8 protein-coding genes are annotated in these 12,482 nt (G+C 64.6%); 4 read left to right on the forward strand and 4 right to left on the reverse strand.

Annotation, left to right across the window (positions count from 1 at the left end; all coding sequences use genetic code 11):
- Window positions 1-113: 113 nt before the first annotated feature.
- Both QZV93_RS16830 and QZV93_RS16835 read right to left on the reverse strand, forming a co-directional pair.
- Window positions 114-1,049: an EamA family transporter gene (locus QZV93_RS16830; protein WP_295559794.1), complete on the reverse strand. Its 936-nt coding sequence runs from the start codon at window positions 1,047-1,049 to the stop codon at window positions 114-116.
- 84 nt (window positions 1,050-1,133) lie between these two features.
- A complete protein-coding gene (locus tag QZV93_RS16835) occupies window positions 1,134-1,649 on the reverse strand; it encodes a DUF983 domain-containing protein (RefSeq protein WP_295559796.1) in 516 nt (171 codons plus the stop codon).
- A 26-nt stretch (window positions 1,650-1,675) separates the two neighbouring features.
- On the opposite strand from QZV93_RS16835, the gene QZV93_RS16840 reads away from it, so the two are divergent.
- Entirely contained in the window at window positions 1,676-3,010 is a 1,335-nt protein-coding gene (locus tag QZV93_RS16840; RefSeq protein WP_295559798.1) for a PLP-dependent aminotransferase family protein, read from the forward strand.
- Window positions 3,011-3,077: 67 nt separating this feature from the next.
- On the opposite strand, the gene QZV93_RS16845 is transcribed toward QZV93_RS16840, so the two are convergent.
- Together QZV93_RS16845 and QZV93_RS16850 are read right to left on the reverse strand one after the other, a co-directional pair.
- Window positions 3,078-4,751 (reverse strand): methyl-accepting chemotaxis protein, encoded by a 1,674-nt coding sequence (locus tag QZV93_RS16845; protein ID WP_295559800.1) that lies wholly within the window; start codon window positions 4,749-4,751, stop codon window positions 3,078-3,080.
- A gap of 229 nt (window positions 4,752-4,980) precedes the next feature.
- Complete coding sequence (locus QZV93_RS16850) at window positions 4,981-6,921, reverse strand: CoA-transferase (RefSeq protein ID WP_295559802.1); 1,941 nt, start codon at window positions 6,919-6,921, stop codon at window positions 4,981-4,983.
- Window positions 6,922-7,228: 307 nt separating this feature from the next.
- On the opposite strand from QZV93_RS16850, the gene QZV93_RS16855 reads away from it, so the two are divergent.
- The 3 genes from QZV93_RS16855 to QZV93_RS16865 all read left to right on the forward strand — a co-directional run.
- The gene (locus QZV93_RS16855; protein WP_295559804.1) at window positions 7,229-7,918 is read left to right on the forward strand and encodes a hypothetical protein; all 690 of its coding nucleotides are present in this window, start codon (window positions 7,229-7,231) and stop codon (window positions 7,916-7,918) included.
- Between the two features lie 211 nt (window positions 7,919-8,129).
- Window positions 8,130-11,174, forward strand: coding sequence for a tetratricopeptide repeat protein (locus tag QZV93_RS16860; protein WP_295559806.1), 3,045 nt, complete (start codon window positions 8,130-8,132; stop codon window positions 11,172-11,174).
- 150 nt (window positions 11,175-11,324) lie between these two features.
- Window positions 11,325-12,482 (forward strand): D-alanyl-D-alanine carboxypeptidase family protein (locus QZV93_RS16865; RefSeq protein WP_295559808.1); only part of this gene is annotated, 1,158 nt, incomplete at its 3' end.

Below are 12,482 nucleotides of genomic sequence, written 5' to 3' on the forward strand. Positions count from 1 at the left end.
GCGCGAGGAAGTCGTGCCGAAGGCGCGCGAGGAAGTCGTGCCGAAGGCGCGCGAGGAAGTCGTGCCGAAGGCGCGCGAGAAAGAAGGTACGCCGAAGGCGCGCGAAGATGCCCTCACGCCGAAGGCGGCATCGGAAGAGGGCGAGGGGTCTCCCGCCGGCGGAGCTGGGCCGCAAGCTTCGGCCACAGGAGATTGAGCGCGAGTCCCGCCATGACGAGCCCGGCCGCCGCGAGCTTCCAGCTCTGCAGTGGCTCTCCGAGCCAGAGCGCCGACGCACCCATGCCGAAAATCGGCACCAGCAGCGCCATCGGCGCGATCGTCGCCACGGGATAGCGAGAGAGCAGCCAGCCCCACATGGCGTAGCCGAACATGGTGTTGCCGACGGACTGCCAGAGCACGGCCGCCCACGTCCCCGCATCCGCGTTGGCGAGGCCGTCGCGCATCGCCGGCCAGCCTTCGAAGACAAGCGAGAGCAGAAGCAGCGGCGGCACGGTGAACAGGCTCGCCCACACCACATAGGCGACCATGTCCACGCCCGGCGTCGCGCGCACGACGATGTTGCTTCCGGCCCAGGAGGCCGCGGCCACCAGAACGAGCGCCAGCCCGAGCCCGGTCGTGCTGCCGTCCGTGTGTAGGAGAATGATCGAAAGCCCAACCAGCGTGATCAGCAGCGCCGCGACCTGGAACGGCCGCACGCGCTCACCCGACAGCACCATGGCAAGCCCGATCGTGAAGAACACCTGTGTCTGCACCACGAGCGAGGCGAGGCCCGGCGTGATGTGCCCGTTCATGGCGATGAAAAGCACGCCGAACTGCCCGGCGCCGACCAGCAACCCATAGGCCGCAAGATTACGCCACGGAACGTCGGGCCGCTTGAGGAACAACGCTGCAGGGAGAAAGGCACAGAGGAAGCGCAGAGCCGCGAACAGGAGCGGCGGCAGGTGCTCGAGCCCGATATGGATGACGACGAAGTTGGAGCCCCAGACAGCCGTAACCGCCAGCGCGAGAAGTGCATGGCGCAGCGACAGACTGTCGGCGGGGAGGCTCATTGTCGAGCTTTCATGGGGAAAAGAAAAACCGGAACGGGCGGTCGGTTTCGTACGACCGTCCCCGTATACGGTGGCGGCCGCCTTTTAGTTTACAGGCACCGTCACGGGAACTGCGCGCGGCTGCCGGCTGGTCGCGAAGCCGTGCATCTTGAGCCCCCACTGCAGCGCCACGATGAAGCCCTTCACGGGCTGCAGAAGGCCGAGCGTGAGGATCACTGTCAGCGGCAGCCAGATCGAGAGATGCAGCCAGGCCGGCCAGGCGTAATTGAACTCCGCCCACAGCACGCCCCCGACCACAATGTGCCCGACGATCGACATCACGATATAGGCCGGCATGTCGTCCGCGCGGTGATGGGAAAATTCCTCGTGGCAGACTTCGCACGTGTCGGCCACCTTGAGATATTTGCGGAACAGCCGCCCCTCTCCGCACTTGGGGCACTTGCAGGAGGCCCCGCGTACGAGCGCGGTCGTCATGGTGGGCTCTGCTGCGGCGGTCATGGGATCCTCCCGTGTGCGTGTTGTCGTTCGATGACGAAAGTGATAAACGCGATTGTATGGAACGGCAACGCGCGATGTGACCCACTTGTATGGAATGGACACCTACAATTAGCGACCGCCAGGGACCATTGTACCAACGGATCGTCGGCGCGCTCCAGGACGACATCGCGTCCGGCCGGCTGCACCAGGGCCAGAGCCTTCCGACCCATCGCGCGCTCGCCAAAGCCCTCGGCATCGACCTGACGACCGTGACGCGGGCCTATGCCGAAGCCCAGCGTCAGGGACTGACGGAAGCCACCGTTGGACGCGGAACTTTCGTCAAGGCGCGCCAGCAGCCCGGACCGCGTGGGCCGGCAGCGCCTGGTATCGATCTGTCCATGAACCTGCCGCCGCAGCCGGCCGAGGCCGATCTCGACGGACGCCTCGCACAGACGCTGGCCGCCGTGCGCGCCGAGTCCGGTCTCGCGGCCTATCTGACCTATCAGCAGCCGGGCGGCACCGCGGCCGAGCGCCAGGCGGCCGCGGAATGGATGCAGCGACTCGTGCCCGGCCTGACGCCCGACCGCCTCGTCCTCGCGCCCGGCACGCAGGCGGCGCTCTATTGCATCCTCCTCGCTCACATCGCGCCCGGAGACACAGTCATCACCGAGCGTCTGACCTATCCCGGCTTCAAGGCCGCGGCGGCGGCGGCCGGCGTACGCCTGATCGGCATCGACATGGATGAGGAGGGCATCGCGCCGGCGGGCCTCGATCGCGCCGCCCGGGCCGGCGCGGCGAAAGCTGTCTACCTGATGCCGACGCTTCACAATCCGACCACGGCCACCATGTCGGCCGAACGGCGCGCGCGCATTGCCGAGATCATCAGCAAGCGGGGCTTGATGCTGATCGAGGACGACCCGTACTCGTTCCTGGCGCCCGGCCCGCCACCGATTTCGGCGCTCGTCCCTGAGCGCGCCTATCTCGCAGCCAGCCTTTCGAAATGCCTCGCACCGGGCTTCCGCACGTCGCTGGTCGCCGTTCCGGACAGCGCGGCAGCCGTACGCATCGCGAGCCTCTTCCGTGCCACGCTGCAGATGCCGGCTCCGCTCATGGCGGCCGTTGCGACGCGCTGGTTGCGTGACGGCACGGCGAACGCCGTCGTTGAAGCCGTACGCGCCGAGGCGGCCGCGCGTCAGGTGCTCGCCCGCGAGGTGTTGGGGCGCCACCCCTACGCCGGGCATCCGAACGGGCACCACATCTGGTTGCCGCTTCCCGCGAGCTGGCCGGCCGAGCGCTTTGCCGCCCACCTGCACGGGAAGGGCCTTGCCGTCGTGACCGGCGAGGCCTTTGCAACCGATGCCACGCCTCCGAACGCCATTCGCCTCGCGCTCGGCGCCGCGCGCGGGCGCGCTCAACTTTCCAAGGCACTCGAGATCCTGTCCGATGCGCTGAGTGTCCGCGCGCCCGACGACAACGTCGTGTGAGACGCCGGTAAAATGAAAAAGGGCGGCACCTGGCCGCCCTTGGTCGTGGTTGCGTTGCACGCCAAGCCTAGGCCACGCGCACGGTGTCGAGGAACTTCTCGACCTCGGTCTTGAGGTTGCGGCTCTGCCCGGACAGCGATTGCGCCGACGACAGCACTTCGCCGGACGCGGCTCCGGTTTCGGATGCGCCGCGGCTCACATCGGTGATGCTGGAGGCGACCTCGGCTGTGCCTTTTGCGGCTTCCAGGACGTTGCGGCTGATTTCCTGCGTCGTCTCGCCCTGCTGCTCCACTGCCGCGGAAATGGTGCCGGCAATCTCCGACATTTTATTGATCGTTGTCGTGATCTCGTTGATGGCGACGACGGCATCGCGGGTCGCCGACTGCATGTTCGAGATCTGCGTCGCGATGTCGTTCGTGGCCTTTGCCGTCTGCGAGGCGAGCGCCTTCACTTCCTGAGCCACCACCGCGAAGCCTTTACCGGCGTCGCCGGCACGAGCCGCTTCGATCGTGGCGTTGAGGGCAAGCAGGTTGGTCTGGCCGGCGATCGTGTTGATGAGGCCGATGACGTCGCCGATCCGATCCGCCGACTGTGAAAGCTCGGTCACGCGGGCGTTTGTCGTCTCGGCCTGTTTGACTGCTTCGCTTGCAATGGAACTGCTGGTCTCGACCTGCCGGCTGATCTCGAGCACCGTCGCGGCAAGCTGCTCGGACGCAGCGGCCACGCCGCGCACGTTGGCGGATGTCTGCTCCGAGGCTGCGGCAACGATACCGGAGCGCTCTTGTGTCGAATCCGCCGTCTGCGTGAGTGCGTTCGCGGCCATCTCGAGCTGCATAGAGGAATCCGAAACGCTCTCGACGATGCTACCGACGGCAGCCTGGAACTCCGAAGCAAGGCGTTGCATGTCTGCCTTGCGCAGCTCCGCTGCGCGCTCCTCGGCGACCTTCTGCTCCTCGCGCAGATGCAGCGTCTCTTCGGCGTTGTCGCGGAACACCTGCACCGCATGCGCCATGGATCCCACTTCGTCCTTGCGTCCGGCGCCCGGAATCGTCAAGCCGCGCTCCCCATTGGCGAGGCGCAACATGCAGTCGGTGATGGCGGCGAGGGGATGCGCGACGCCGAACGCTGCCGTCCAGAGCGCAAAGCCGATGGAAAGCGTCGCCAGGATCAGCGCCAGGACCAGCCCCCATTGCGCCTGATGGAAACTCGACGCCGAGGACCGGAACAGACGGTCCGCCTCGTCGATCTGCAGCGACACGAGCTTGCTGATGGCATCGCTCAGGGGATCGACGACGGGATAGAGTTGATCGACGACGAAGGTATCGAGCTTCGCCCGGTCGTGACTTCTGAGGATCTGCTCGAGATCGGCGACCGCAACATCCGCTTGCGACATGAGCCGCTCGGCGTCGCTGGCCAAACCTTGTTCGTCGGCTGTCGTCGTGTGGACTTTGTAGGCGGCCCAACGCTGGGCGATATCGCCGGTCAACTTGGCGACGGCTTCGAGCCCTGCATCCCACCCGATATTGCCATTGCGCACCTTGTGGGCCGTGTCGACGATATTCACCGCATAGAGATCGGCGACGACCTTGAGTTCTCGGAGCGGCTTGACGCGGTCGACGAACACGCTGTGCAGCCCGGTGTTTGCGACGTTGGCGGCGTAGTAGCCGATACCGGCGACGAACACGAGCGCGGCAAAAACGGCGCCGAGGGCGGAGAAAAGACGTCCCTTGATGGAATGCATGACGGCAGGCCTTAAGATTTATGGCGTAGGCGGATCACTCTCAAGGTATGCCGCTATACTAAAATATTCGCTAAACTTGATAATATGCGGAATTAACTCCGTAAAATAACATTATTATATGCAACAAAACTTCGAGAGAGCGCGCGCCACCGAAAGACATGACGCCCCGCCACGGTGTTGCGTGGCGGGGCGTCAAAGCCATCCTCGATGGGGATCGGCGCCGAGCCGATCAGACGGGCTCCAGCTCCAGCGCCGCACGCGCATCCTCGGCGCGCTCGTAGACCCGCGTCTCGAGCCCCCGCCGTCTCAACGCGTCCTGCAGCTTCTGGCGCGTGATGGCGCTCGTCGCATAGCGCGCCATGCGCTCGTAGTGGTTCTTGTTCACATACGCGACCATGTCCGCGTAGTCGTCATAGAGATCCTCGGCGATGCGGCATCCGTCCTGGTTGACCACCGCATTGACGCGCCGGCCTGCCGCCTTGCAGGCGTCGACGATCGCCGTTTTGAGATCGCTGACGTCGCTCTTCTTGCGCGCGCTCCAGGCTGCGAGATTGAGCGACAGCAGGTTCTTGGCCGGATCGTAGTTGATGCGATCCTTGAGCTTGAGGTTGAGAAGATCGGACAGCAGATCCATCGGCTCGTCACGGAAGATCGCCGGATTCATCGTCACGGGCTTGTGAATGTGCGGTTTGAACGCCATGTGCGGAAGGATGTCCCGCTCGATGTCGATGCCGGGTGCCACCTCGATCAGCTCGAGACCGTGGTCGGTGAGCTGGAACACGCAGCGCTCCGTGACATAGATGACGGGCTGCCCTTTCTGCGCGGCATACGTTCCCGAGAACGTCACCTGCTCGACCTGCTTCACGAACTTCCGGGCGCGCCCTTCCTTGACGATTTTGAGCTTGCCGTCCTCGATCGCGATCTCGAGCCCGCCCGCCGTGAACGTCCCGGCGAACACCACCGCCCGCGCGTTCTGCGAGATGTCGATAAAGCCGCCGCAGCCGTTGAGCTTGCCGCCGAACTTGCTCGTGTTGACGTTGCCGAGACTATCGCATTCCGCCATGCCGAGGCAGGTGAGATCGAGCCCGCCGCCATGGTAGAAGTCGAACATCTGGTTCTGGTCGAGGATCGAATGCGCATTGGCCGAGGAGCCGAAGCTCGATCCGCCGGCCAGCACGCCGCCGACCGCGCCGGCTTCCGTCGTCATGACGAGATAGGGCGTCACCTTCTCCTCGTTGGCGACGTTGGCGACGCCGTCGGGCGCACCGACACCGAGATTGATGACGCCGTTGGGCGGCAGCTCGAAGGCGGCACGGCGCGCAATGATCTTGCGCTCGTCGAGCTCCATGCAGGGCAGGTTGTCGACCGTGACGCGCACCTCGCCGGCAAGTGCCGGATCGTAGATGACGCCGTAGTTCATGCGGTGCATCTCGGGCGGATCGGCGACCACGACCGCATCGACCAGGATGCCCGGCACCTTGACGTTCTTGGGTTTGATCGACCCGTCCGCGACCAGGCGCTCGACCTGGGCGATGACGACGCCGCCGTTGTTGTGCGCGGCCATGGCCTGCGCCAGCACGTCGAGCGTCAGCGCTTCCTTCTCCATGCTGAGGTTACCGAGCGGATCGGCGCTGGTCGCACGGATGAGCACCGCGTTGATCGGCGTCGCCTTGTAGAACAGCCACTCCTTGCCATCGACCTCGACCAGCTTGACGAGGTCTTCCTTGGTGACCGTGTTGACCTTGCCGCCGCCGAGCCGCGGATCGACATAGGTGTGCAGGCCGACGCGCGTGAAAAGCCCCGGACTTCCCGAGGCGCAGCTGCGATAGAGCTTCGAGATGACGCCCTGGGGCAGATTGTAGCCCTGGATCTTGTTGTTCTGGGCCGCCTCCGCGACCTTGGGCATGCGGCCGAAGTTGGCAGCAATGACGCGCTTCAGAAGGCCTTCGTGGTGAAGCCGCCCGGTGCCGAGGCCTTTGCTGTCGCCAGCACCCGCGCACATGATGAGCGTGAGGTCCCGCGGGGCCCCGGATGCCACGAAACGCTTCTCGAGGGCTGCGTGCAGCATTTCGGGAATGCAGCTTTGCACGAAGCCAGTCGTCGCGATGACGTCGTTGTCGTTGATGAGCGCGATGGCGTCATCGGCCGACATGACCTTGGTATTTGGCATGGCAATGTTTCCCCCGGGGTGGCCTCCACGTTTTTTAGTGACCCTGGCGAGTTGGCCCCGCCGGGGCTCTGTGGAGTGCCCGACCTTAGTCGATTGGTATAAAGGACGCCCGCGGGGGCCGGCAACTATCGGAAAACGCAGCCAATCGTCCTACTCGATGGGGTGATTTGGAACCTACCCACCCCCCAGCCGTCCGGCCGCAACCGCGGCCACCGCGCCGGATCGGGGAGGGAAACCCGAGCCACACCTTTGCCGAAATTGAACAGGCATTTGCGTGCCGGGAGTTCCAAGGGGAAGAGGGGACAGTATGAGCGTATCGAGAGGGGGCGGCCTGCCACAGGACGCGGCCGACATCACCACGGACAACGCGCGCCAGTTTTCAGGGAGCCTCGCCGCCACGCTGCTGTCGGCTGTCGCCGTGCTGTTTTCGGGCTATAGCCTTTGGGATAGTGCGCTGCGGAGCGCCGACTTGCGGGTCTACGTGCCCCGCGTGATCTACTACGCCGCGCCGTACACCAATTCGAACTTCGAGATGATCCAGGTGCCCGTCACCATCACCAACGCGGGCGCCCAGACCGGCACCGTCCTGCATTTCGATCTTGCCGTCACCGATCCGCGGACCAAGCAGACCAAGCACTTCTATGCAGCCGAGGTCGGCGTCTGGTCCATGGAGCGCACCCGCACGCGCAGCTACACGGGCTTCGCGCCGCTCTCGCTCGCAGGCCGCGAGAGCCGCACGGAATCGATCCTTTTCTATACCCGCGGCGACAACGAGAAGCCCGAGCAGATCATCCGCGAGGTGGGGCCTTACGAGCTGACGCTCACGGCCACGCTGGCGAGGGACACGGGCGGGCTGTCCGGCCTATCGGGCGGAGCCGCAGATACGAAGCCGATCACCGTGACGTTCGAGCGTGAGCTGCCCTTCTACGACGCGCGCGCCTTCGAGAACGGCACCATCTTCATGCCGAGCAAAGACTGGACCTCCTCCTCGAACTAGGCTGAATATCAGAAGCTTGCAGCGGTTGTTGCGAGCGATCCGGCCAGCCCCGAAACGAGCCGCCTTGCCCCGATTGGCCCAAGTCGCCGAAGCGAGGAGCTGCTGCCGGAAATACCGCAGCTCTCGCCGAGCACGCGTGCCGGCTTGCTGCCGTGACGCCTCCGAGTCATGATGCGGACGATTTGTATCATCCGATTGCGGAAGTCCGGTCATGGCGCGTCTCGCAACGCTCGTGGCGTGGGGTGTGTTGGCATGGTGGCTCGTGCTCGATCCGGCCGCCAAGGCTCAGACGAACCCTGAGCAAGCCGATCAAATCGGCGCTCTCAATCGCCAAGCCGTCGAGCTGGCCCAGATGGGCAGGTATGTCGAAGCCGTCGGAATGGCTCGGCAAGCGCTGGCGCTTTCGGAGCAGCTCAATGGTCCCGACCATCCGTCGGTGGGCAAAGCCCTCGTCAGTCTCGCCGAACTTGACCGGCGACTGGGCAGGTACGACGAGGCCGAGGCTCTCTACAGGCGCGCCACGACGATCCTCGAAAAGCTCCCGGCGTCGGGCAACGTCACACTCGGCACGCTCTACAACAACCTCGCTGGGCTTTTCGAGACCATGGGCCGCTACTCGGAAGCCGAGCCGCTTTATCTGCGCTCGATTTCCGTGTTCCAGGAAGCGCTCGACCCGCAGCATCCCAACGTCGGCCTGCTCTTCAACAATCTCGCCGAGCTTTACAAGAAGCAGGGACGCCACATCGAAGCCGAGCGACACTACAAGCGTGCGCTCGAAATTTTCGAGAATGCCCTTGGCTTCGACCACGCCAACGTCGGTCAAACGCTGGACAACTTGGCCGGACTGTATCAGGTCCAGGGCCGCGAAAGCGACGCCGAGTCGCTCCACAAGCGCGCCATCTCGATCCTGGAAGCAGCGCTCGGCCCCGACAATCCCGAGGTCGGCATTGCTCTCAGCAATCTTGCGAGCCTCTATAACAGCCAAGGTCGATATGCCGAGGCCGAACCGCTCTACGAGCGCGACCTTGCCATCACGGAGCTGACCGTTGGTCCCGACCATCCGTCGGTCGCGCAGGCGCTGCAAAGGCTGGCTTGGCTGTACGAGAACCAGGGCCGATACGCAGATGCCGAGCCGCTCTGCAAGCGCGCGCTCGCAATCGTCGAAGCGTCTCTCAGGCCGGACCATCCGCTGCTGGGAGAGGTTCTCAACACCTATGGATGGCTCTACAGCAGCCAAGCCCGGTATGCGGAGGCCAAGCCGCTTTATGAACGTGCACTCGAGGTGCGCAAACGGTCGTTGAGCGCGGACAACCCCGACGTCGAACAGTCCCTCAACAATCTTGCCGGCCTCTATTTCCAGCAATCCGATTGGAAGCACGCCGCCGAATATTGGCAGCAAGCCGCCGATCTGGTTGCCCGTCGCTCGAAGCGTGGAATGGAAACTTTGAGCGCGGGCACGACAGGCCTGAGCCAAAGCGACGCGCAACTCAAGAGTCATCGATTTAGCGGTCTGGTCAAAGTCAAATATCGAATGGCCGCTACGGACAAGTCGGATGTTGGCGCCGAAATGTTCGACGTTGCGCAATGGGCCCGCAGCTCGCGAGCGGCCGCATCGCTGGCGCAAATGGCTGCCCGTGGAGCGGTTGCCGACGCAAAGCTCGCCGCCGGAGTACGGGAGCGACAGGACCTGGCCAGCGAGTGGCAGCAGCGCGATACGCTACGCATCGCGGCCGTATCGCAGGCGCCTGAAAAGCGCGACAGGGAGGCCGAGGACGTCAATATTGCGCGGCTCGGCGCGATCGATGCTCGGATCGCTGCAATCGACACGCAGATCGCGAACGGATTCCCGGATTATGCAGCTCTGGCAAATCCGCTTCCGCTAAGCATCGCTGATGTGCAGTCCCGGCTCCGCGACGACGAAACCCTCGTGCTGTTCCTCGACACGCCGGAATGGAAACCTACTCCGGAAGAAACCTTCATTTGGGCCGTGACCAAGACGGAGAGTCGCTGGGTCCACTCCGATCTCGGCACACCGTCGCTGAAGCAAGAGGTTGCGGCGCTACGCTGCGGGCTGGATGGTGGCGGATGGAGTGCGAAGGATCCGCGCTGCGTGGAGCTTCTCGACACGACGTATACGGCGGCCGACCACAAAGCCGGCAAACCGCTGCCCTTCGATCACGCGCGCTCGCACGCGCTGTATAGAACGCTTTTCGGCGAGATCGAGGACCTGATCAAGGACAAGCATCTGCTCATCGTGCCGTCGGGGCCGCTGCAACAGTTGCCGTTTCAGGTGTTGGTCACGAAGCTGCCGCAAGACGGCAAAGAGGCAAAGATCGCCTGGCTGATCCGCAACCACGCCATCACCGTGCTGCCGTCGGTGTCGAGCCTCAACGCACTGCGGGGCAATCCGCACCAGGAGACGCGAAACCGCAGGCCCTATCTGGCGTTCGCCAATCCGCTGCTCGACGGCGAGACGGGCGATGCCGACGACCAGCGTCGGGCGGGGGAGGCGGCAAGAAAGACGGACTGCGCTACGGTAGAAAAGCTGCGCCAAATCGAAGCCGCGGCCCGCGATTTTGCAGCCTGGAGCGGACGAGAGGTTGATCTCGGCGGGTTGGCTGATCTGAACAAGCTTCGCAAGCTGCCGCCGGTGCCGCAGACCGCCGACTTGTCCTGCGACGTGGCGCGGGCTCTCGGCGCCAGCGAGCAGGACGTCAAGCTCGGGCTCCAGGCCACCGAAACCACGGTCAAGGCGATGAACGCGTCCGAGACTTTGACGTCTTACGTCGTCGTCAGCTTTGCAACCCATGGTGCCGTTGCCGGCGAGTTGGGAGGAAGCGCCGCCGAGCCGGGTCTTGTCCTGACGCCTCCCTCCGAAGCAAGCGAAGCCGACGATGGCTATCTCGCGGCGTCCGAGGTCGCGGGACTGAAGCTTAACGCGGACTGGGTGATCCTGTCGGCTTGCAACACCGCTGCGGGCGGCGCGAAAAGCTCGGAAGCCCTCTCTGGACTTGCCCGCGCCTTTTTCTATGCCGGGGCGCATTCGCTCCTCGTCTCGCATTGGTCGGTGCAGGAGAAGGCCGCTGTGGCTCTGGTGACGAAAGCCCTCACCTCGCCGGAGCTCAAGACACTGGGTCGCGCCGAGGCCATGCGACGCGCCATGCTGGAGATGGCTGACAGCACTGACGCAGCGACCGCCCATCCCGGCTACTGGGCGCCCTTCGTGATTGTAGGCGAGGGCAGCGCTGGACTGTGAGATCGGGTCCGCCCGCTCCCCCGATCGGAACGCGGCGCATGGCGGGGCACACCCCACTTCGTAAGGTGACCCAAGGGCGTCCCCGCATTGACTCGCGCCGGGACGCGGAGATAGTTAACGCCGCTCTGCTTGGCGCGCGCGAGGAGTCCGATGAGACGCATTCTGACGGTGGTCGCCGCCGTGCTGGCCCTCTTGCCGGTTTGGAGAGACTTGGCGCTCGCCCAGCAATCAGGCGCCTTCTCGACCACGGCCAAGAACGCGATCCTCATGGATTACGATTCGGGCTCGATCATCTATCAGAAGGCCGCCGACGAGCTGGTAGCCCCCGCCAGCATGAGCAAGCTCATGACGCTGGCCGTGCTCTTCAAGGCGCTGAAGGAAGGCAAGCTCAAGCCCGAGGATGAGTTCCAGACCAGCGAGAACGCCTGGCGCACGGGCGGCGCGCCGTCCGGCACAGCGGCGATGTTCATCCCGATTCACAACAAGACCCCGATCAGCGAGCTGATTCAGGGTCTCGCCGTCCAGTCCGGCAACGATGCCGCCATCACCGTCGCCGAGGGCATGGCGGGATCGGTCGCAAACTTCGCCAAGATGATGGAAGCCGAGGCCCGGCGTATCGGCCTCGAGAAGTCGACCTTCCGCAACGCCACCGGGCTGCAGGACCCCGAGCACTTGATGACGGCACGCGAGCTCGCCGAGCTGGCCCGCTACATCATCAAGACCTACCCGGACCAGTACAAGGTCTTCAGCCAGCGCGAGTTCGCTTACCGCAAGCACAAATTCTACAATCGCAACCCGCTGCTGTCCGCCGACATCGGCGTCGACGGCATGAAGACCGGCCACACGGCCGAGGCCGGTTACGGCATGGTGGTCTCCGCGGTGCAGGACGGGCGTCGCCTGATCGGCGTCGTCATGGGGTTCGAATCCGAAAAGGAACGCCAGAACGAGACGCGGCGCATGCTGGAGTGGGGTGCCAAGAGCGTGTCGAGTGCCAAGCTGTTCGACGCCGGCGAGCCGATCGGCTATGCGCGCGTCTGGGGCGGAACGGATTTCTACGTGCCGCTGACTGGCGACGGCGATCTCGAGGTCATCCTCCCAAAATATCCGGCCAACCAGAAGCTGCGCGGAGAGATCGTCTACGAAGGCCCGCTGAAGCCCCCGGTGAGGAAAGGCGATCAGGTCGCCATGTTCCGCGTCACCGCAACCGCTCCCGGAACTTCCGAGCCGATCGCCGTCAGCGAAACCCCGCTTTACGCAGAGGCGGATGTCGACGAGGCGAGCTTCTACTGGCGCGGCGTCGATTCGCTC

The sequence above is a fragment of the uncultured Hyphomicrobium sp. genome (assembly GCF_902826555.1).
Lineage (GTDB): Bacteria > Pseudomonadota > Alphaproteobacteria > Rhizobiales > Hyphomicrobiaceae > Hyphomicrobium_C.

What these genes read in the sequence shown, in the direction of transcription:
- QZV93_RS16830 (WP_295559794.1), bottom strand. Translation starts at nt 1,049, where the DNA reads ATGAGCCTCCCCGCCGACAGTCTGTCGCTGCGCCATGCACTTCTCGCG.
- QZV93_RS16845 (WP_295559800.1), bottom strand. Translation starts at nt 4,751, where the DNA reads ATGCATTCCATCAAGGGACGTCTTTTCTCCGCCCTCGGCGCCGTTTTT.
- QZV93_RS16850 (WP_295559802.1), bottom strand. Translation starts at nt 6,921, where the DNA reads ATGCCAAATACCAAGGTCATGTCGGCCGATGACGCCATCGCGCTCATC.
- QZV93_RS16855 (WP_295559804.1), top strand. Translation starts at nt 7,229, where the DNA reads ATGAGCGTATCGAGAGGGGGCGGCCTGCCACAGGACGCGGCCGACATC.
- QZV93_RS16860 (WP_295559806.1), top strand. Translation starts at nt 8,130, where the DNA reads ATGGCGCGTCTCGCAACGCTCGTGGCGTGGGGTGTGTTGGCATGGTGG.